Raw genomic sequence first — 20,950 nt, forward strand, 5'->3', positions numbered from 1 at the left:
CACTTCGGTGGCGCCGCGCCCCCTATAAAGAGCGCAGCCGGCTCGAACGGCGCGCCAGCTATTCCACCGTGATCGAGTTTCGTGCCATGACCCTGACCATGAACAGCGCCAACCGCAAGCCGCTACCCGGCACCTCGCTGGAATTCTTCGATACCCGCACGGCGGTCGATGCCATCCAGCCTGGTGCCTACGCCACGCTGCCGTACACCTCGCGAGTGCTGGCGGAGAACCTGGTGCGCCGCTGTGATCCGGCCACGCTCACTGCGTCGCTGACGCAACTGATCGAGCGCCGCCGTGACCTGGATTTCCCCTGGTATCCGGCGCGTGTGGTGTGCCATGACATTCTCGGTCAGACCGCGCTGGTGGATCTTGCCGGGCTGCGTGATGCGATTGCCGACAAGGGCGGCGATCCTGCCCAGGTCAACCCGGTGGTGCCGACCCAGTTGATCGTCGACCACTCTCTGGCCGTGGAATGCGGTGGTTTCGACCCGGATGCGTTCGCCAAGAACCGCGCCATCGAGGATCGCCGCAACGAGGATCGCTTCCACTTCATTGAGTGGACGAAGAAGGCTTTCAAGAACGTCGACGTGATCCCGCCGGGCAACGGCATCATGCATCAGATCAATCTGGAGAAGATGTCGCCGGTGGTGCAGGTGCAAGGCGGGGTGGCCTTCCCCGATACCTGCGTGGGCACCGACAGCCACACACCGCATGTCGACGCGCTGGGGGTGATCGCCATCGGTGTCGGTGGGCTAGAAGCGGAGAGCGTGATGCTCGGGCGGGCCTCGTGGATGCGTCTGCCGGATATCATCGGCGTCGAACTGACCGGCCGGCCGCAGCCTGGAATCACCGCCACCGATGTGGTGTTGGCGCTCACCGAATACCTGCGTCAGGCCAAGGTGGTCGGTGCCTACCTGGAGTTCTTCGGCGAAGGTGTGCCGGCGCTGACCTTGGGCGACCGCGCGACCATCACCAACATGACTCCAGAATTTGGCGCCACGGCGGCGATGTTCGCCATCGACCAGCAAACCATCGATTACCTCAAACTGACCGGGCGCGATGATGAGCAAGTACGCCTGGTGGAAACCTACGCCAAGGCCACCGGCCTGTGGGCGGACGATCTGGCCAGTGCCGAGTACGAGCGGGTGCTGAGCTTCGATCTGTCGAGCGTGGTGCGCAACATGGCTGGCCCTTCCAACCCCCATAAACGCCTGCCGACCTCGGCCCTCGTCGAGCGCGGTATCGCCGGTGCCTGGGAGGACGTGCCCGGGCTGATGCCCGATGGCGCGGTGATCATCGCCGCCATCACCAGTTGCACCAACACCAGCAACCCGCGCAACGTCATTGCTGCCGGGCTGTTGGCGAAAAAAGCCAACGAGTTGGGCCTGCTGCGCAAGCCCTGGGTCAAGTCGTCTCTGGCGCCGGGCTCGCGGGCGGTGCAGTTGTACCTCGAGGCCGCGGGCTTGTTGCCTGAGCTGGAAAAGCTCGGCTTCGGCATCGTTGGCTTCGCTTGCACGACCTGCAACGGCATGAGCGGCGCGCTGGATCCGGCGATCCAACGGGAAATCATCGAGCGTGACCTCTACAGCACCGCCGTGCTGTCGGGTAACCGTAATTTCGATGGGCGTATTCATCCGTACGCCAAGCAGGCGTTTCTGGCCTCGCCGCCGCTGGTGATTGCTTACGCCATCGCCGGCACCATTCGCTTCGATATTGAAAAGGACGTACTGGGCGTGGTCGACGGGCGCGAAATTCGCCTCAAGGACATCTGGCCGGCGGATGAAGAAATCGACGCCGTGGTAGCTGCCAGCGTCAAGCCTGAGCAGTTCCATGCGGTCTACATACCGATGTTCGCCGTGCAACCGGACAACGGCGAGCGCATCAGCCCGCTGTATGACTGGCGGCCGATGAGTACTTACATTCGCCGTCCGCCTTACTGGGATGAAGAGGGTGAAGGCGCTATGGCCGGTGAGCGTACCCTCACCGGCATGCGTCCACTGGCGGTGTTGCCTGACAACATCACCACCGATCACCTGTCGCCTTCCAACGCCATCCTGGCCGACAGCGCTGCGGGTGAATACCTGACGAAAATGGGCGTGCCGGAAGAGGACTTCAATTCCTACGCCACTCACCGCGGCGATCACCTGACCGCCCAGCGCGCCACCTTCGCCAACCCGCAACTGGTCAACGAAATGGCCGTGGTCGATGGTCAGGTGAAGAAGGGTTCGCTGACCCGCCTGGAACCCGAAGGACAGGTGGTGCGGATGTGGGAGGGCATCGAAGCCTACATGCAGCGCAAGCAGCCGCTGATCATCGTTGCCGGTGCCGACTACGGGCAGGGCTCATCTCGGGACTGGGCGGCCAAGGGCGTGCGACTGGCCGGAGTAGAGGCGATTGCCGCTGAAGGTTTCGAGCGCATCCATCGTACCAATCTGATCGGCATGGGCGTGCTGCCGCTGGAGTTCAAACCAGGCACCACGCGCCTGACCCTCGGCATTGATGGTAGCGAGACGTTCGACGTGGTCGGCATGCGCACGCCGCGTACCGAGCTGACGCTGGTTATCCGCAGGCGTGACGGGGAAACCGTCGAGGTACCCATGACCTGCCGTCTGGACACCGCCGAGGAAGTGTCGATCTACGAAGCCGGTGGCGTGTTGCAGCGCTTCGCCCAGGACTTTCTCGAGTCGGCCAAGGGCTGACCAAGCGAGGCGCGCGGCAGGATCGCCAGGCGCCGCGCATAGAAAACTGCTAATTACTCAGGACGGACATTCATGGCCCACGCACCGCAAGTGAAAATCCCCGCGACTTATATGCGTGGCGGCACCAGTAAGGGGGTCTTCTTCCGCCTGCAGGATCTTCCCGAGCGTTGCCAGGTGCCGGGTGAGGCTCGCGACAAGCTGTTCATGCGCGTGATCGGCAGCCCCGATCCTTACGCCGCACAGATCGACGGCATGGGCGGCGCCACCTCCAGTACCAGCAAATGCGTAATCCTCTCCAAGAGCAGTCAGCCCGACCACGACGTGGATTACCTCTACGGCCAGGTATCTATCGACAAGGCCTTCGTCGACTGGAGTGGCAACTGCGGCAACCTGTCCACGGCGGCGGGTGCGTTCGCCCTGCATGCCAGGTTGATCGACCCGGCTCGCATTCCGCAAAACGGCACCTGCGTGGTGCGCATCTGGCAGGCCAACATCCACAAGACCATCATTGCCCATGTTCCGGTGAGCAATGGCCAGGTTCTGGAGACGGGTGACTTCGAGCTCGACGGAGTGACCTTTCCGGCGGCAGAGATCGTGCTGGAGTTTCTCGACCCTTCAGACGACGGCGAGGAGGGCGGCTCGATGTTTCCGACCGGCAATCTGGTCGATGACCTGGAGGTGCCCGGTGTCGGTACCTTCAGGGCCACCATGATCAGTGCCGGCATTCCCACGGTATTCGTCAACGCCGAGGACATTGGCTACCAGGGCACTGAGCTGCGCGAAGCGATCAATGGCGACCCGGCGCAGCTCGCGCGCTTCGAGAAGATCCGTGTGGCCGGCGCCCTGCGCATGGGCCTGATCAAGAGCGCTGAACAGGCGGCGACCCGGCAACATACGCCGAAAATCGCCTTCGTCAGCCCACCGAAATCGTACGCGTCATCGAGTGGAAAAACGGTTGAGACCGGGGAGGTCGATCTGCTGGTACGCGCGCTGTCCATGGGCAAACTGCACCACGCGATGATGGGCACTTGCGCGGTGGCGATCGGCACCGCGGCAGCCATTCCCGGCACGCTGGTGAATCTGGCGGCGGGTGGCGGCGAGCGCAGCGCGGTGCGCTTCGGTCATCCCTCCGGCACGCTGCGGGTGGGCGCCGAGGCAATCCATGACGGCAAGCAATGGCTGGTAACCAAGGCCATCATGAGCCGCAGTGCGCGGGTGTTGATGGAAGGTTGGGTGCGCGTACCGGGCGATGCTTTCTAAACTATCGGCTCAGTGTTGTGTCGTGCCGATCAGCAGCCCGCCTGCACCCACGAAGAACGCACCAGTGGTACGGTTGAGGCGCTGCGCGCCGCGGCTGGTGCGGATGAAACGGCGAATCTGCCGGCCGAACAGGGCATAGACCAGCGAAGCCGCGTACTCGGCCAGCAGGTAGGTCGCGCCCAGGTAGACGAACTGCTCTATGGCTGGCTGGCCCGGCTTGATGAACTGCGGGAACACTGCAGCGAACAGCAGGATTGCTTTCGGGTTGCTGATACCTATCAGAAACTCCTGCAGCATCAGGCGGCTTATCCGCCGTTGCGGCTGTACGGCAGGCACCGCGCCGTCCAGCTCCAGGCCGCTGAATTCCCGGCTGCGCCAGGCGCTGATGCCCAGATACAGCAGGTACAGCGCGCCCACCCATTTGATCGCCGTGAACGCTGTTTCCGAAGCCAGCAGCATGGCGCCCAGGCCGATGGCGGAAATGCTCAGGAAGATGGCGAATGCCACTGCACGGCCTGTGGTCGCCAGCACGGCCGCGCCGATGCCGTGGCGAATGCCGTTGTTCATCGCGCAGAAGTTGTTCGGCCCTGGCGTCAGTGCGATCAGCATGGCGACAGGGGCGAAGAGCACGGCATCGAGCAGGGTCATGGGGCACGTCCAGAAGGGTGCGAGTTACTTGAAGCGCCGTTCGACGCCTTTTTCCACCAGAATCTTGGCGGAGATTTCTTCCACCGAGAAGTGTGTGGAGTCGATGAAGTTGATCGATTCGCGGCGGAACAGGCTTTCCACCTCGCGCACCTCGAACTCGCACTGAGCATAGCTGGAGTAACGGCTGTTGGGTTTGCGTTCGTTACGAATGGCGGCCAGGCGATCGGCATCGATGGTCAGGCCGAACAGTTTGTCGCGGTACTTCTTCAGCGAGGCCGGCAACTGCAGGTGTTCCATGTCGTCCTCGGTAAGCGGGTAATTGGCGGCGCGGATGCCGTACTGCATTGCCATGTACAGACAGGTCGGGGTTTTCCCACAGCGCGATACGCCAACCAGAATCAGGTCCGCCTTGTCGTAATAATGCGTGCGCGCGCCATCGTCGTTGTCGAGGGCGAAGTTGACCGCCTCGATGCGTTCCATGTAATTGGCGTTGTGCATGATCGAATGCGATTTACCCACCGAATAGGAGGAGTGCGAGTTCAGCTCCTGCTCCAGGGGCGACAGGAAGGTCGAGAAGATATCGATCATGAAGCCGCGGGACTCGGCCAGGATGTCGTGGATCTGCTGATTGACGATGGTGGCGAAGATGATCGGGTTGGCGCCGTCCTTGTCGGCGGCGTTATTGATTTGTTGTACCATCGCCCGCGCTTTTTCCACGCTGTCGACGTACGGTCGCGTGAGCTTGGTGAAACCGATGGTCTCGAACTGGGCCAGCAGGCTCTGACCCAGGGCTTCTGCGGTGATACCGGTGCCGTCGGAGATGAAGTACGCGGTTCGATTCATTGCGACAATGGCCTTAAGCTGAGAGCGAATCTTGGCTATGATGGGCCAGTTTTGCGGCCCCCGATGGGCTTGCATTGTTACTTATTTTCCAGGGCCAGGCCATTGTCCACACGGCGCAAGCCGGCGGCTTTTCCAGCCCCATGAGCTTTTCCAACACTGAAGTGGAGAGATCACCTTGGCAGAGTACGTAGTTTCCCTCGATAAGCTCGGCAATCACGATGTCGAGCATGTAGGGGGCAAGAACGCCTCCCTTGGCGAGATGATCAGCAATCTGGCGGGCGCCGGCGTTTCGGTTCCCGGTGGTTTCGCCACTACGGCACAGGCCTACCGCGACTTTCTCGAGCAGAGTGGGCTCAACGCGCAGATCCACGAAGCGCTGGACGCTCTGGATGTCGACGATATCAACGCCCTGACCAAGACCGGTGCGCAGATTCGTCAGTGGGTGATGGACGCCGATTTCCCCGAAGCGCTCAACCAGCAGATCCGCACCGCATTCGCCGCCATGGCGGGTAGCAACGACAACATGGCCGTTGCCGTGCGCTCCTCGGCGACCGCCGAAGACCTGCCCGATGCGTCCTTTGCCGGCCAGCAGGAAACCTTCCTCAATATCCGCGGTGTGGAAAACGTCATTCGCGCTGCCAAGGAAGTATTCGCTTCGCTGTTCAATGACCGTGCTATCGCTTACCGCGTGCATCAGGGCTTCGACCATAAACTGGTCGCCCTCTCTGCCGGCGTACAGCGCATGGTGCGCTCGGAAACCGGTACTGCCGGGGTGATGTTCACCCTCGACACCGAGTCGGGCTTCCGCGACGTGGTGTTCATCACTGGCGCCTACGGCCTCGGTGAAACGGTCGTGCAGGGCGCGGTCAACCCTGACGAGTTCTACGTGCACAAGCACACCCTCGAAGCGGGCCGTCCGGCGATTTTGCGCCGCAACCTGGGCAGCAAGGCGATCAAGATGATCTACGGCGACGAAGCCAAGGCCGGCAAGTCGGTCAAGGTCGTCGACGTCGACCGCGCCGAACGCGCGCGCTTCTGCCTGAGCGATGCCGAGGTCACCGAGCTGGCCAAGCAGGCGGTGATCATCGAGAAGCACTACGGCCGCCCGATGGATATCGAGTGGGCCAAGGACGGTGACGACGGCAAGCTGTACATCGTCCAGGCTCGCCCCGAGACCGTGAAGAGCCGCGCCAACGTCACCGTGATGGAGCGCTACCTGCTCAAGGAGACCGGCACCGTGCTGGTCGAGGGTCGTGCCATCGGCCAGAAAATCGGCGCCGGCAAGGTGCGGGTCATCAACGACGTGTCGGAAATGGACAAGGTTCAGCCCGGCGACGTGCTGGTTTCCGACATGACCGATCCGGACTGGGAACCGGTGATGAAGCGCGCTAGCGCCATCGTCACCAACCGTGGCGGGCGTACCTGCCACGCGGCGATCATCGCCCGTGAGCTGGGCATTCCGGCCGTGGTCGGCTGCGGCAACGCCACCCATGTGTTGCGTGACGGCCAGGGCGTGACCGTTTCCTGCGCCGAGGGCGACACCGGTTTCATCTTCGAAGGCGAGCTGGGCTTCGACATTCGCAAGAACTCCGTCGATGCCATGCCCGAGCTGCCGTTCAAGATCATGATGAACGTCGGCAACCCGGATCGCGCCTTCGACTTCGCCCAGCTGCCCAACGCCGGTATTGGCCTGGCGCGTCTGGAATTCATCATCAACCGCATGATTGGCGTGCACCCTAAAGCGCTGCTGAACATGGACGGCCTGCCGCCGGAAATCCGCGAAAGCGTCGAGAAGCGCATCGCCGGCTATGACGATCCGGTGAATTTCTACGTCGAGAAGCTGGTCGAGGGCATCAGCACCCTGGCTGCGGCGTTCTGGCCGAAGAAGGTCATCGTGCGGCTGTCCGACTTCAAGTCCAACGAATACGCCAACCTGATCGGCGGCAAGCTGTACGAGCCGGAAGAAGAGAACCCGATGCTCGGCTTCCGTGGTGCCTCGCGTTACATCAGCGAGTCGTTCCGCGATTGCTTCGAGCTGGAATGCCGGGCGCTGAAAAAGGTCCGCAACGAGATGGGCCTGACCAACGTCGAGATCATGGTGCCTTTCGTGCGTACCCTGGGCGAAGCCAAGCAGGTGGTCGATCTGCTGGCCGAGAACGGCCTGGCGCGCGGTCAGGATGGTCTCAAGGTCATCATGATGTGCGAGCTGCCGTCCAACGCCATTCTTGCCGAGGAATTCCTCGAGTACTTCGACGGCTTCTCCATCGGCTCCAACGACCTGACTCAGCTGACCCTGGGCCTGGATCGTGACTCCGGTATCGTCGCTCACCTGTTCGACGAGCGTAACCCGGCGGTCAAGAAACTGCTGTCGAACGCCATCCAGGCGTGCAACAAGGCTGGCAAGTACATCGGTATATGCGGCCAGGGCCCTTCGGATCACCCGGACCTGGCACGCTGGCTGATGGAGCAGGGCATCGAAAGCGTCTCCCTGAACCCTGATTCGGTGCTGGAAACTTGGTTCTTCCTCGCCGAAGCCCAGCCTAGCTGATTGACATGCGCTGAACCGTGACCCGAGGGCAGGTTCTACCTGCCCTTTTTTGTGACCCGCATTCCCGCTGGCTGGCTTTATATGACAGCCAGCTGTTTCCCGACATTTTGTGGCCTATCGACTAGTGATCAACCGTCGTCGACAGCGTGCTGTATCAGAGCGAAGAAGATGCAAAGCAGTAGTGAGTTGTTTCCCGTAGCGCTGATCAGTGCCGAGTTGCGTGGCGATCTGAGTGAAGATGTCTACCGCCTCAAGCCTGGCAACAGCCCGGACTTCAGCGTCGAGCTGGCGCTGACTCGTCTGGCAGTGGCGGGCCAGGAGTGCGTGCGTGGCGAACCGGTGATCCTACTGCACGGCAGCTTTTCCAATCGGCGTTTCTGGTACTCGCCCAGGTGCATAGGCTTGGCGCCGTACCTGGTTCGCGCCGGGTTCGATGTGTGGATCGCGGAAATGCGTGGTCACGGCCTGTCGCCGCGCAACCTCGCCTATCGCTACAACTGCGTGGCCGACTATGCGCGTTACGACTTGCCGGCAATAGCGGCCTTCGTTGCCGAAAAGAACCCGCGTCCTGCGCACTGGCTTGGCCACTCGCTGGGCGGCCTGACCCTCGCCGCAGCGCTGGGCGGCGGCTATCTGCAGCAGGGCGCTATCGCCAGCGTCGGCCTGTTCGGTAGCGAAATCAGCCGCCGCTACTGGCCGCTCAAGGTGCCGCCAATCGAATGGCTGGCGCGCCTGCTGCTCAAGCGCTTTGCGCTGCTGTCCGGCTCGCGGCTCAAGCGCGGGCCTGAAGACGAGCCGATCGGCATCGCTCTGGAAACCCTGCGCTGGCACCGCTTGTTCGGTCGTTTCGGCGATGCTGAGCGGGACTGGTGGGCCGGTTTGAATGATGTACAGGTGCCATTACTGGCAGTGGCGGGCGAGGGTGACCTCGAGTGTCCGCCTGCGGCGTGCCGGGCGCTGTTCGAGCAATTCGCCTCGGTTGATAGGCAGTTCGTCAACCTGAGCCGTGCCCAAGGCTTTCAGCAGGACTACGACCACGTGCAGATGCTGGTCAGCAAGCAGGCGCAAGACGAAGTCTGGCCGCTGGTTCGCCGCTGGCTCGAGGGAGAGCGGCAGTCGCCAGTCGCTACCGCGCAGGAGCAAAGCGATGCGAGCATTCCTGCTAAGCCGTGATCCGGCTAAGATTGCCTCGTCAATCGCCGCGACGCCTGGCCACACAGTGCCCGTCGCGTGTCTGAGAGAGCTATGCTGCAGGCCACGATCACCCATTCAGGAGCTTCGCCATGCAATACATCACGCCCGATCTGTGTGACGCCAACCCGGAACTGGTCAGCGTCGTGGAGCCAATGTTCAGCAATTTTGGTGGCCGCGATTCGTTCGGTGGGCAGATCGTCACCGTCAAATGCTTCGAGGACAACTCACTGGTCAAGTCCCAGGCTGATGAGCCCGGTGCCGGCAAGGTGTTGGTGGTCGACGGCGGAGCCTCGCTGCGTTGCGCGCTGCTTGGCGACATGATCGCCGAGAAGGCCGCAAAGAACGGCTGGGAAGGCATGGTGATCTATGGCTGCGTGCGTGACGTCGATGTGCTGGCGCAGACCCACCTTGGCGTTCAGGCCCTGGGCAGCCACCCGATGAAGACCGAGAAGCGCGGCCTGGGTGATCTCAACGTGGTGGTCACTTTTGGCGGCGTGACTTTCCGCCCGGGCGAGTACCTGTATGCCGACAACAACGGCATCATCGTTTCGCCGCAGGCCTTGCAGGTCGAGTAAATCAGCTTGTCGTAGCCACCTGGCTGCCGTGATGAATCATCAGGGGTATGGATGTACGAGGAAGACAACGCGCAGTGGGGCCTGGTACACGGCTTCGTGCTGGATGGTAAAGGCGGCGCCTGTGCGGTAGCGCGCGAGCAACTCGACGAATTGCAACTGGAGGAGGGGCAGAGCCTTTGGTTGCACTGGGATCGCAGCCACCCGCAGACCCAGAGCTGGTTGCGCCGCGACAGTGGTTTGAGCGAGTTTGCCTGCGATCTGTTGCTCGAGGAAAATACCCGGCCACGGGCATTGCCGCTGTCCAACGATGAGCTGCTGGTCTTTCTGCGTGGGGTCAACCTCAATCCGGGTGCCGAGCCCGAGGACATGGTTTCGGTACGAATTTTCGCTGAAGAGCGACGCATCATTTCCCTGCGCCTGCGTCCGTTGCGGGCCACCGAGGATCTGATCGAGCGACTACAGGCCGGCAAGGGGCCGAAGACAGCCTCCGAACTGGTGCTGCAGCTCAGCGATTACCTGACGGACAAGGTCGAGGATCTGGTGGCCGAGCTCTCCGAGCTGGTTGACGGCCAGGAAGAGAAGGTCGACGGCGATGAGCGAGCGTTGCCCGATCACGGCCTGCTGCTGCAAATCCGCCGGCGCGCAGCGAACCTGCGGCGCTTTCTGTCGCCACAGCGCGACATCTACGTACAGCTGACGCGTAGCCAGTTGCCCTGGCTCACCCACGAAGACGGCATCTACTGGAACGAGTTGAACAACCGCCTGCTGCGCTACCTCGAGGAGCTGGAGCTGACTCGCGAGCGCATCGGCCTGCTGCTGGAAACGGAGAATAGGCGCATGGACGTGCGTATGAACCACATCATGTTCCGTTTCGGCATCATCACCTGCGTCTTTCTGCCAATGAGCTTCGTCACTGGTCTGCTGGGGATCAACGTCGGTGGTATTCCGGGTGCTGACAACCCGTACGGCTTCCTCGTCGCCTGTCTGCTGATGCTGTCGATCGGCTTCGGGCAATGGCTGTTGTTCCGGCGCCTGCGTTGGGTCTGATGTGACTTGCGTCTCAGGCGCTTCGTCTAGCGAAGACGTTCTATGAGGTCTGCCATGCACGATCCATTCGAAGAATCCCTGCGTGATCTGTTGAAAGCCTCGTCTTCGCCATCGCGCGACGACGACGCTTGTCTGAACCGCGTCCTGAAGACCGCCAACCGCCAGGTCGGTGCGGGCGACCTGTTCGGCTTGATGGGGCACTGGGCCGGCGCCCTGATGATTGCCCTCAACAATGGCTCTTCCCATGTAGCACCGGTGTCGCGTCGCCGTGCTTCTGCTCGCTCTTCTGATAAGGCTGAATGAAATGGAACTCGATCCTTGGACTCATAGCCTGGTCGCCGCGATGACGGCGTTGTGGACGAAAGTCGCCAGCTTTATTCCCAACCTGTTCGTGGCCCTGGTGCTGGTGTTGCTCGGTTTCGTGGTCGCCAAGCTGCTCGATACGCTGCTTTCCAAGCTGCTTGGCAAACTTGGCCTCGACCGCCTGATGGCCGGCACCGGCCTGACCAAGATGCTAGGCCGCGCGGGCTTTCAGGTTCCGGTTTCGACGCTCATCGGCAAAATTGTCTATTGGTTCGTACTGCTGATATTCCTGGTTTCCGCTGCTGAGTCGCTGGGCCTGGAGCGCGTTTCCGCAACGCTGGACGTGCTCGCCCTGTATCTGCCGAAGGTGTTCGGCGCCGCGCTAATCCTGCTGGCTGGCGTGCTGCTGGCGCATCTGCTCAGCGGTCTGGTACGCGGGGCTGCGGAGGGTGTTGGTCTGGACTACGCCCATGGCTTGGCACGGCTGGCCCAGGGGTTGGTGATCATCATCAGCATCTCCGTGGCCATCGGCCAACTGGAAGTGAAGACCGACCTGCTTAACAACGTCATCGCCATCGTGCTGATTTCCGTGGGCCTTGCGGTTGCGCTGGCGCTCGGCCTCGGTAGCAAGGAGCTGGCCAGCCAGATCCTTGCCGGTATCTATGTGCGTGAGCTTTATCAAGTAGGGCAGGAGATCGAAGTGGGCGGCGTTGAAGGGCAGATCGAAGAAATCGGTACGGTGAAGACCACCGTATTGACGGACGCTGGCGAGCTGATATCGCTCTCCAATCGCGTGCTGCTCGAGCAGCGGGTAAGCAGCCGCTGAGGGGGCATTTCTGCTACCCTATGCGCCCAGCCAGCGGCCTGTACGAACAGGTGCTGGCTGCTTTCATTCTGACCGTTGGCCCGATCTGCTTTGAACGCACCCCAATTACCGTCACTGCGCTATGACCCACGCGAGCTATCCGACGAGGAGCTGGTGGCGCGTGCCCATGACGAGCTGTTCCACATCACTCGAGCTTACGAAGAGCTGATGCGGCGTTATCAGCGCACCTTGTTCAATGTATGTGCGCGATATTTAGGGAACGATCGCGATGCGGACGATGTCTGTCAGGAAGTGATGCTGAAAGTTCTATACGGACTGAAGAATTTCGAAGGTAAATCGAAGTTCAAAACCTGGCTCTACAGCATTACTTACAACGAGTGCATCACCCAGTACCGCAAGGAGCGTCGCAAACGTCGTTTGATGGATGCGCTGAGTTTGGATCCTCTCGAAGAGGCGTCTGAAGAAAAGGCGCCAAAGGTAGAGGAACCGGGTGGTTTGGATCGATGGCTTGTGCATGTAAACCCGATTGACCGTGAAATTCTGGTGTTGCGCTTTGTTGCAGAGCTGGAGTTCCAGGAAATTGCTGACATCATGCATATGGGGCTGAGCGCCACGAAAATGCGTTACAAGCGTGCGCTCGACCGATTGCGAGAGAAGTTTGCAGGCGTTACCGAAAGTTAGTTCGGGCAGGTTTTTCTGGCAAAGGTGAGTTTTGTTAAACTTACCGAAGACTCACATGTCTATCTGCATGTGAAGCAATCACTCTATAGATGAGATGGGGATTTAACGGATGAAACTGAAAAACACCTTAGGCGTTGTCATTGGCTCCTTGGTAGCCGCAACCTCCATGGGCGTGCTGGCTCAAGGCCAAGGCGCTGTCGAGGTGGAAGGCTTTGCCAATCGCTATTTCACCGACACACAGCGTGACTTCGCTCATGACGAAGGCAACCTGTTCGGCGCAAGCGTTGGTTACTACCTGACCGACGACGTTGAACTGGCTCTGTCCTACGGCGAATACCACGACCTGCGTGGCGAAGGCGCTGCTGGCAGCAAGAACATCAAGGGCAACCTGACTGATCTTAAAGCTCTCTACCACTTCGGTCAGCCAGGTGTAGGCCTGCGTCCGTACGTTTCTGGCGGCGTTGGCCACCAGAGCATTGGCGACGCCAACAAAGGCGGTCGTGATACTTCCACTCTGGCTATCGCTGGTGCTGGTGCCAAGTACTACTTCACCGAGATGCTGTACGCACGTGCTGGCGTTGAAGCCCTGTACAACATCGACAAAGGTGACACCGAGTGGCAAACCGGCGTTGGTGTCGGTCTGAACTTCGGTGGCAGCACCCGTCAGGTTGCCCAGGTCACTGAGCCGGCTCCAGAGCCAGTTCCAGCTCCGGCTCCGGTCGTTGAAGAAGCACCGCAAGTGGTTCGCGTTGAGTTGGACGTCAAGTTCGACTTCGACAAGGCTGCTGTTAAAGAAGAAAGCTATGGCGACATCAAGAACCTGGCTGACTTCATGAACCAGTACCCGCAAACCAGCACCAACGTTGAAGGTCACACCGACTCCGTCGGTACTGACGCCTACAACCAGAAACTGTCCGAGCGTCGTGCAAACGCTGTTCGTGACGTTCTGGTCAACCAGTACGGCGTAGGCGCTAATCGCGTCAACTCCGCTGGCTATGGTGAGTCGCGTCCGGTAGCTGACAACGCTACCGAAGAAGGTCGTGCGATCAACCGTCGCGTTGAAGCTGAAGTAGAAGCCCAAGCCCAGTAATAGGCTTAGGTTGTAAGAAAAACCCGGCTTCGGCCGGGTTTTTCTTTGCCTGGAGAAAAGCGCGTAGTGCTGCAAGTAAAAACGGCATCTACCAGGCCACCCGATGGGGGAAGGTGACCTGGCAGACGCCGTATCCGTTACTCAGCTTCCCAATATGAGGCCGCCGATTTAGTGTCTCAATGCAATAGCAAGCATCGTGCCATATCTACAAGGCGTAACGGATGGGTGCTTGGCTCAATTCCCTATCTATCCGTGATCTATCGTTGTGCGCAGTGGCCCCTGCATGTATCGCTATGAGGCAGGGCGAACCTGAGCTTCTTCCACATAATCCCTGAGCCAGCGCAAGACATCCACGGCCTCCCAGCGATTGGGATCGAACATCGCATACGCCAGGCCTTGGTACCCGACCACGTCCAGCTGCCTGTGATAGCCCGCGCGTTGCAGCAGGGCTTCGATCTCGGCGAAGCAGGTATTGAAGTGCAGGCGGTTGAAGGGAGTTTTACCTTCGGTAACGATCCCCTCCAGGTGCAGCTCCTCGACGATGGGGCGAACCTTGTCCAGCGACATTCGGTTGATCGTGTATTTGAGTTGCATTACGTCCAGCATAGTAGGCTCCCGCTTTACGCCTGACCCGGCCGGGGCAATCCCGGTTTTCGATCAGTGTGGTGACGGCTGCTAGGGTAAATCAAAAATACTGTACAAATAAACAGTATTCGGTAATAGTGAGCTCCGACGCTTCATGACTCCCATATCCACGAGCGCTGCAGAGCGCCGTGGCCGATGCCGAGGGCTACGAACAATGCAACAGATACTCATGACAATTGTGCTGTTGGTGATGCTGACAGGCTGTGTGCAGCCGCACGTTGAGCAACCCAGGGTCAACGCCAATTACCTGATCATCGAAGACAACCAGGCCTGGGCCGTACTGGTTTCAGACGGCAAGCGCGTGGAAGAACACGGTGTAGTAGTCGATGCGATCAAGCTGGCCAGCAGCGATGCGCCGATTGCCGCCAGCTACGTGATCGATACGCCGAACTGCGGCAAGGTGCAGTGGCTGGTCGAGCGTCAGGACGCTGCGGATGGTGTCACCACCCGCATGACCCTGCATGACAACAATCAGCTGGGTGGTTCGGGCTGCGTGATCGGCGAAGGGCTGACGCGAGTCTGGACGGTTCTCGATTACTCCAGCTGACACCCACCAAGCTAGCTAGCTAGCTGGCTGCTGCTGCTGCTGCGGAGGCTTTGCGCTCCTCGACAGTGATGCGCTGGCATATCTCGATAATCTGCTCACGCATCCAGCGATTGGCAGGATCCTGATCGGTGCTTTCATGCCAGTAGAGATGGGTTTCCAATAGCGGAATGCTGGCAACCGGCAGTTCGCTGAAATACAGATCGTTATCCCGGGCGAAGCGTTCCGGCACGGTGATCGCCATGTCGGTATCGCGCATCACGCGGCAGGCCATCAGATAATGCTGTGAGCGCAGGGCGATGCGTCGCTGGATGCCCATTTTGCCCAATGCCAGGTCGACATAGCCCAGGCCGCTACGGCGGCTGGAAATGTGGATGTGGGTCAGTGACAGGTACTTTTCCAGGCTCAGTTTTTCCTTGGCCAGCGGATGGCCGTGGCGCATCGCACAGACGTAGCGATCCTCCATCAGTTTGACATGGCGAACCTGCGGATCGATGTTCAGCGGCGCATCGACGGCGAAGTCCAGGCGCCCGGCAGCCAGCTCCTTGGTGGTTTCCCGTCGGCGTACCAGCATGCTTTCGATGGTTACGTTCGGCGCCTGGCGACGCAGGCGCTGGAACACGGGTGGCAACACCACGGCTTCTGTCAGGTCGGTCATGCTGATGCGGAAGGTCTTGTTCGCCTGGGCCGGATTGAAGGTACGGCTTTCCTGTACCGAAATACGCAACTGCTGCAGTGCGGTGCGCACGGGGGTGATGATGTTTTGCGCCATCGGCGTCGGCACCATGCCCTGCGCGGTGCGCACGAACAACGGGTCATTGAAGGTTTCCCGCAGGCGCGCCAGGGCGTTGGATACCGCCGGCTGGGTGATGCCGACGATCTGTCCGGCACGGGTCAGATTGGCTTCGGTGTAGATGGCATCGAAGACCACGAAGAGATTGAGATCTACCTTGTTCAGGTTCATGCCTGAGCGACTCCGCAATGTTGTTCTTGTGGGGCGATCTTATATCGGTGATGAATGTTTATACACGCCGAAAATAGCTTCGATAAATTATGCGCCGTCCACTAGCATCGTTTGCACACGAAAAACAGCCGAAGGTGCGCCATGGATTTCGCCTATTCCCCCAAGGTTCAGCAACTGCGTGAGCGCGTCAGCGCGTTCATGGAGACTCATGTCTATCCGGCCGAGGCGGTATTCGAGCGTCAGGTGGCCGAAGGTGATCGCTGGCAGCCGACGGCGATCATGGAGCAGCTCAAGGACAAGGCCAAAGGCGAGGGCCTGTGGAACCTGTTCCTGCCCGACTCCGAGCACGGGGCGGGGCTGAACAACACTGAATACGCGCCATTGGCTGAGATCATGGGCCGCTCGCTGATCGGTCCCGAACCGTTCAACTGTGCGGCACCGGATACCGGCAACATGGAGGTGTTGGTGCGCTACGCCAGCGAGGAGCAGAAGCGACAGTGGCTCGATCCGCTGCTCAGTGGCGAGATTCGTTCCGCATTCGCCATGACCGAACCGGAGGTTGCCTCGTCTGACGCGACCAACATGCAGGCCAGCGCCGTGCGTGAGGGTGAACACTGGGTGATCAACGGGCGCAAATGGTGGACTTCCGGTGCTTGCGATCCGCGCTGCAAGATCATGATCTTCATGGGACTCACCGATCCTGAGGGGCATCGTCATCAGCAGCACTCGATGATTCTTGTGCCCATGGATACGCCCGGCGTGAAGGTGGTTCGGCCACTGCCGGTGTTCGGCTATGACGATGCGCCTCACGGCCATGCGGAAGTGCTGTTCGAGAACGTCCGCGTTCCCTACGGCAACGTGCTGCTTGGTGAGGGGCGCGGCTTCGAGATCGCCCAGGGGCGCCTCGGTCCTGGGCGTATTCACCATTGCATGCGCTCCATCGGCATGGCCGAGCGGGCACTCAAGTTAATGTGCGAGCGAGCCCTCGAGCGAAGTGCGTTCGGCAAGCCGCTGGCGCGCCTCGGCGGCAACATCGACCTGATCGCCGAGTCGCGGATGGAGATCAACATGGCCCGCCTGCTGACCCTGAACGCGGCCTACATGATGGATACGGTCGGCAACAAAGTGGCCGCCAGCGAGATCGCGCAGATCAAGGTCGTGGCGCCCAACGTGGCATTGAAGGTGATCGATCGTGCCATCCAGATGCACGGTGGAGCAGGGGTCAGCGCTGATTTTCCGCTGGCTTACTGGTATGCGATGCAGCGTACTCTGCGCCTCGCCGATGGCCCGGATGAGGTGCATCGCGCGGCAATCGGCAAGTACGAACTGGGCAAGTACATGAAGTGAGGCTGGCTCAGGTGCCAGATGGCTCGTTGAGCCCCGGCACCAGAGTCGGCTTCGCACTGTGGACACGCATGTGCAGTTGCGCGGCGAAGGTACGTGCAGCGAGTTCATTCTCGAACATGAGCGTGCGTTTGCCCAGGCGTACGCACCAGCGTACGCCTTCACCTTTATCTACGCATTCGATCTGCACGTCTTGCTCGGTCACGTCGTCTCTGCAGGCTTCTTGTCACGGGTTTTCAGCAGCGACAGGATGACGCCGCCGGCCAGTACGCCCATGGTAACGCCGAGCGAGAGCAAAGCGGGAACCTTGATGAAGCCATGCAAGAAAATCTTGCAGCCGATGAACATCAACACGATCGCCAGTGCGTATTTGAGGTACACGAAGCGGTGCATCAGTGCCGCCAGCGCGAAGTACAGCGCCCGCAGGCCGAGAATCGCGAAGATGTTCGAGGTGTAGACGATGAACGGATCCTGGGTGATGGCGAACACCGCCGGCACGCTGTCGACGGCAAATACCAGATCCGCCAGTTCGATCAGCACCAACGCCAGGAGTAGTGGAGTGGCGAACAGCAGCATCTTGCCGCTGGCTGGGTCGTGCTGACGCACCAGAAACTTGCCGTCGTGTAGGTCATCGGTCACTCGGATGTGCTTGCGCAGGAAAATCAGGAACTTGTTCTGCGACAGATCCGGATGCTCGTCATGATCCTTGCTGAACAGCATCTTGATGCCAGTGAACAACAGGAACGCACCGAACACGTAGAGGATCCAGTCGAACTCCTGAACCAGGGCCGTTCCTAGACCGATCATGATCGCCCGCAATACGACCACACCGATGATTCCCCAGAACAGCACGCGATGCTGGTATTTGCGGGGAATACCAAAGAAACCAAGAATCATCGCCATGACAAACACGTTGTCCATTGATAGCGACTGTTCGACCAGGAAACCGGTGTAGAACTCCAACGCCTTGGTCGCGCCAAGCTCCCACCAGACCCAACCACCAAACGCGACGCCCACGCTGAAGTAGCCAGCGTAGAGCAGCAGGCTTTCGCGCATTTCGATTTCATGCTGGTCACGATGCAGGACGCCGAGATCGAAGATCAACAGCGCAAAGACGATGACGATGAACGCCATCCAGAAATAGTACGGGGTGCCGAGAAACGGCGTGGACATAAAGGCATGTAGAGCTGTCATGGGCCCTCCCTGTTTAATGCCTAAGTTGAGATTCAACTTAGTGACTCCGACATCACGATGAGAGTACTCATCGCCAGAGGGGCCCGGCGTCACATGTGCATAAGGCTAGGATGAATCACGCGGTTGAGCAAGTGCTTGCCACGCCTCGAAAAAATCAATACACCCAGACTTCCACGCGGCGATTCTTGATCCTACCGCTATCGCCGTCGTTATCAGCGACTGGCAGTTCATCGCCGAATCCGGCGACTTCACGCAATACCACGCCCTCGCGCACCAGTTCGCGGCGTACCGCCATGGCTCGCAGCTTGGACAGCAGCTCGGCGCGTGCCGAGACTGCTTTGGGATCGCCGAAACCGACCAGCACCACCTTGTGCTGCAGCTTGTCGTGCTGCTTAAGGTAGTCGAGCACCCGGCGCAGATCCTGCTGGGCCTTGTTGTCGAGGTTGGCGCTGCCTTCCTGAAAGCGGAAGTTCACCGACAGCCGTTTGGCCTCGCGGGCCAGGGTCTGATAGGCGGCAGGCATGTCGGCGGTGGCCTCGATGCTGACCGCTTGCACGGTCTGCGCGATGAAGCCGTTCTGAGCTACGATCTCCTGACCCTGCGGGCTCTGCGCGAACTGCAGCAAGGCTTCGGCCCATGGATTGGTGTTCTTCGGTGGCCCGTAAAGGAACAGGCGCCGCGACAGCGGGTAGTCCTCGGTGGCGATCAGCGTCACGCTGGGTAGCATCGGCTGCGACTCGCCGGTGGCGATGGCCACCGCTTTCGCCTTCCGCACGTAGGGCAGGCCGATGAAGCCGATGCCGTTTGCATCGGCGGCGACCGAATCGGACAACTGCTCGCTGGACTCGAAGCGTTTGGCCTTGGCTGACAATTGCTTGCCGTTGGCGCTCAGTACCAGCTCCTTGAACGTATCGAAGGTGCCGGAGTTGTCGTCCCGGGCGTACAGATCGATGCTGCCTGGGCGACCGCCCAGCTGTGCCCAGTCGCTCACTTCACCGGAGAATATCTGCGCCAGCTGCTCAGTACTGAGGGTGCTGATGGGATTATCAGGATGCAGCACGATGGCCAGCCCATCGATGGCGATGACCTGCTCGGCGTCCCGGCTTTTCATGTTGCCCAGCGATGACAGGGTCGCCACTTCGCTGTCCTTGATCGGTCGTGAGGAGGCCGCCAGTTCAGCGTTGCCCTGGCCTATGGCACTGAAGCCGGTGCCTGAGCCGTGAGCGGCAATTTCCACGCTCACCGTACGGCCGGCCGCATTGAGGGCGGAAACCACCTGTTCGTTTTCCCGGCTCGTGACCGTACGAATATTGCTCAGGCCCTGTTGCTGCATTAGGCCCTTGACCAGCGCCGGGCCCAGGCTGGCGCCAATGGTGTTGGAGCCCTGAATGCGCAGCGCCGGACTGTCTCCGGCGGGCAGCGGCAGGGCGGCGAATGCCGTCCAGGGGCTCAGGTAGCAGACGAAGCCGAGCAACAGAAACGTTGCGGTTCGGCTCCAGGTTTCTCGGTCACAGACGGGGGCGCGCAGCATGCGGCAAACACCTTGCAGGGGGTGGCTGAAGTGCTGCGACGATAAGACAGAAAAATGACCGGAAGATGACTGTGCGCGTTAGCTCAGTTCCAGCCAGATCGGCGCATGATCCGAAGGCTTCTCCATGCCCCTCAGGTCATAGTCGATACCGGCGTCCTTGAGGCGTTCCTGCAACACCTGGGAGGCAAGGATCACGTCGATGCGCAGGCCACGTTTGGGTTCGTCCTCGAAGCCGCGGCTGCGGTAGTCGAACCAACTGAAGCGATCGTCGACCTGCGGGTGCAGCGAACGGAAACTGTCGACCAGCCCCCAGCCTTTCAGCGTCGCCAGCCACTCGCGCTCTTCTGGCAAGAAGCTGCATTTTCCGGTCTTCAACCAGCGCTTGCGGTTGACCTCGCCGATACCGATGTCGCAATCCTCAGGAGAAATATTGATATCACCCATGACGATCAGCGGCTGGTCGTGGGCGAAGCGACCGGTCAGCAGTTCCTGGAGGTCGGCATAGAAGCGCTGCTTGGCAGGAAACTTGGTGGGGTGGTCGCGGCTCTCGCCCTGAGGGAAGTAACCGTTCATCACCGTGACCGGGTTGCCCTGAGCATCGGCATAGGTGCCGTAGATGAAGCGGCGCTGGGAGTCTTCACTGTCGCTCGGAAAGCCTTTGACCAGCTCCAGTGGCGCCTGCCGGGACAGCAGGGCGACACCGTAGTGGCCCTTCTGGCCATGGTAGTGAACGTGGTAACCGAGAGCGCGAATGTCCGCTTCGGGAAACTGATCGTCGCTGACCTTGGTTTCCTGCAGGCCGATTACATCCGGCTGGTGCTTCTCGATCAGCGCTGCGAGTTGGTGCGGACGTGCCCGCAAGCCATTGATGTTGAAGGAAACGAGTTTCATATCGGCGATCCTGGTGATTCTAGTGCGTTAAAGCGTCGATGCTAGCCGATCAGGGCTGCGCACGGCCAGCGGCCGGGCAAGACCTGGAAATGCTTTGGATTCGTGCGAGCACTGGAATGGGGC

The 20,950-nt window shown here is 60.4% G+C and carries 20 protein-coding genes; 12 read left to right on the top strand and 8 right to left on the bottom strand.

What is annotated here, in order from left to right:
- The first annotated feature begins 98 nt into the window (after positions 1-98).
- Positions 99-2,699: a Fe/S-dependent 2-methylisocitrate dehydratase AcnD gene (gene acnD / locus ACZ0AI_RS04420; protein WP_463566051.1), complete on the top strand. Its 2,601-nt coding sequence runs from the start codon at positions 99-101 to the stop codon at positions 2,697-2,699.
- 72 nt (positions 2,700-2,771) lie between these two features.
- On the top strand, positions 2,772-3,959 hold the full coding sequence (gene prpF, locus ACZ0AI_RS04425) for a 2-methylaconitate cis-trans isomerase PrpF (protein WP_463564734.1): 1,188 nt from the start codon (positions 2,772-2,774) through the stop codon (positions 3,957-3,959).
- A gap of 9 nt (positions 3,960-3,968) precedes the next feature.
- On the opposite strand, the gene ACZ0AI_RS04430 is transcribed toward prpF, so the two are convergent.
- Together ACZ0AI_RS04430 and ppsR are read right to left on the bottom strand one after the other, a co-directional pair.
- A complete protein-coding gene (locus ACZ0AI_RS04430) occupies positions 3,969-4,607 on the bottom strand; it encodes a LysE family translocator (RefSeq protein ID WP_463564735.1) in 639 nt (212 codons plus the stop codon).
- 24 nt (positions 4,608-4,631) lie between these two features.
- A complete protein-coding gene (gene ppsR / locus ACZ0AI_RS04435) occupies positions 4,632-5,450 on the bottom strand; it encodes a posphoenolpyruvate synthetase regulatory kinase/phosphorylase PpsR (RefSeq protein WP_463564736.1) in 819 nt (272 codons plus the stop codon).
- A 175-nt stretch (positions 5,451-5,625) separates the two neighbouring features.
- Between ppsR and ppsA the strand changes: the two genes are divergently transcribed.
- The 8 genes from ppsA (at position 5,626) to ACZ0AI_RS04475 (ending at position 13,714) form a co-directional block, all read left to right on the top strand.
- Positions 5,626-7,998 (top strand): phosphoenolpyruvate synthase, encoded by a 2,373-nt coding sequence (gene ppsA, locus ACZ0AI_RS04440; protein WP_463564737.1) that lies wholly within the window; start codon positions 5,626-5,628, stop codon positions 7,996-7,998.
- A 168-nt stretch (positions 7,999-8,166) separates the two neighbouring features.
- Complete coding sequence (locus tag ACZ0AI_RS04445) at positions 8,167-9,171, top strand: alpha/beta fold hydrolase (protein ID WP_463564738.1); 1,005 nt, start codon at positions 8,167-8,169, stop codon at positions 9,169-9,171.
- Between the two features lie 110 nt (positions 9,172-9,281).
- The gene (gene rraA, locus ACZ0AI_RS04450) at positions 9,282-9,767 is read left to right on the top strand and encodes a ribonuclease E activity regulator RraA (protein WP_042553754.1); all 486 of its coding nucleotides are present in this window, start codon (positions 9,282-9,284) and stop codon (positions 9,765-9,767) included.
- 51 nt (positions 9,768-9,818) lie between these two features.
- Positions 9,819-10,814: a zinc transporter ZntB gene (locus ACZ0AI_RS04455; protein ID WP_463564739.1), complete on the top strand. Its 996-nt coding sequence runs from the start codon at positions 9,819-9,821 to the stop codon at positions 10,812-10,814.
- Between the two features lie 54 nt (positions 10,815-10,868).
- Positions 10,869-11,117 (top strand): CrfX protein, encoded by a 249-nt coding sequence (locus tag ACZ0AI_RS04460; protein WP_463564740.1) that lies wholly within the window; start codon positions 10,869-10,871, stop codon positions 11,115-11,117.
- Between the two features lies 1 nt (position 11,118).
- A complete protein-coding gene (locus ACZ0AI_RS04465) occupies positions 11,119-11,943 on the top strand; it encodes a mechanosensitive ion channel family protein (protein WP_463564741.1) in 825 nt (274 codons plus the stop codon).
- Positions 11,944-12,033: 90 nt separating this feature from the next.
- Positions 12,034-12,624, top strand: coding sequence for an RNA polymerase sigma factor SigX (gene sigX, locus ACZ0AI_RS04470; RefSeq protein ID WP_463564742.1), 591 nt, complete (start codon positions 12,034-12,036; stop codon positions 12,622-12,624).
- A 109-nt stretch (positions 12,625-12,733) separates the two neighbouring features.
- Positions 12,734-13,714 (top strand): OmpA family protein, encoded by a 981-nt coding sequence (locus ACZ0AI_RS04475; RefSeq protein ID WP_463564743.1) that lies wholly within the window; start codon positions 12,734-12,736, stop codon positions 13,712-13,714.
- Between the two features lie 291 nt (positions 13,715-14,005).
- On the opposite strand, the gene ACZ0AI_RS04480 is transcribed toward ACZ0AI_RS04475, so the two are convergent.
- Positions 14,006-14,320, bottom strand: a complete 315-nt coding sequence (locus tag ACZ0AI_RS04480; RefSeq protein ID WP_463564744.1) for a transcriptional regulator — start codon at positions 14,318-14,320, stop codon at positions 14,006-14,008.
- Between the two features lie 193 nt (positions 14,321-14,513).
- Here ACZ0AI_RS04480 and ACZ0AI_RS04485 point away from each other — a divergent pair, with 193 nt between their 5' ends.
- Positions 14,514-14,906, top strand: coding sequence for a hypothetical protein (locus ACZ0AI_RS04485; RefSeq protein WP_463564745.1), 393 nt, complete (start codon positions 14,514-14,516; stop codon positions 14,904-14,906).
- A gap of 19 nt (positions 14,907-14,925) precedes the next feature.
- Here the strand turns inward: ACZ0AI_RS04485 and ACZ0AI_RS04490 are convergent, their stop codons facing one another.
- A complete protein-coding gene (locus ACZ0AI_RS04490; protein ID WP_463564746.1) occupies positions 14,926-15,867 on the bottom strand; it encodes a LysR family transcriptional regulator in 942 nt (313 codons plus the stop codon).
- 141 nt (positions 15,868-16,008) lie between these two features.
- On the opposite strand from ACZ0AI_RS04490, the gene ACZ0AI_RS04495 reads away from it, so the two are divergent.
- On the top strand, positions 16,009-17,214 hold the full coding sequence (locus tag ACZ0AI_RS04495) for an acyl-CoA dehydrogenase (RefSeq protein WP_463564747.1): 1,206 nt from the start codon (positions 16,009-16,011) through the stop codon (positions 17,212-17,214).
- Between the two features lie 7 nt (positions 17,215-17,221).
- Here the strand turns inward: ACZ0AI_RS04495 and ACZ0AI_RS04500 are convergent, their stop codons facing one another.
- The 4 genes from ACZ0AI_RS04500 to xthA form a co-directional block, all read right to left on the bottom strand.
- Complete coding sequence (locus ACZ0AI_RS04500; RefSeq protein WP_463564748.1) at positions 17,222-17,416, bottom strand: hypothetical protein; 195 nt, start codon at positions 17,414-17,416, stop codon at positions 17,222-17,224.
- A complete protein-coding gene (locus ACZ0AI_RS04505; RefSeq protein WP_463564749.1) occupies positions 17,413-18,405 on the bottom strand; it encodes a TerC family protein in 993 nt (330 codons plus the stop codon). Before ACZ0AI_RS04505 ends, ACZ0AI_RS04500 begins: the two co-directional genes overlap by 4 nt.
- A gap of 154 nt (positions 18,406-18,559) precedes the next feature.
- Positions 18,560-19,936, bottom strand: a complete 1,377-nt coding sequence (locus tag ACZ0AI_RS04510; RefSeq protein WP_463564750.1) for a substrate-binding domain-containing protein — start codon at positions 19,934-19,936, stop codon at positions 18,560-18,562.
- A gap of 78 nt (positions 19,937-20,014) precedes the next feature.
- A complete protein-coding gene (gene xthA / locus ACZ0AI_RS04515; protein ID WP_463564751.1) occupies positions 20,015-20,827 on the bottom strand; it encodes an exodeoxyribonuclease III in 813 nt (270 codons plus the stop codon).
- Positions 20,828-20,950 lie beyond the last annotated feature (123 nt).

It is taken from the genome of Pseudomonas sp. AC355 (genome assembly GCF_979258205.1).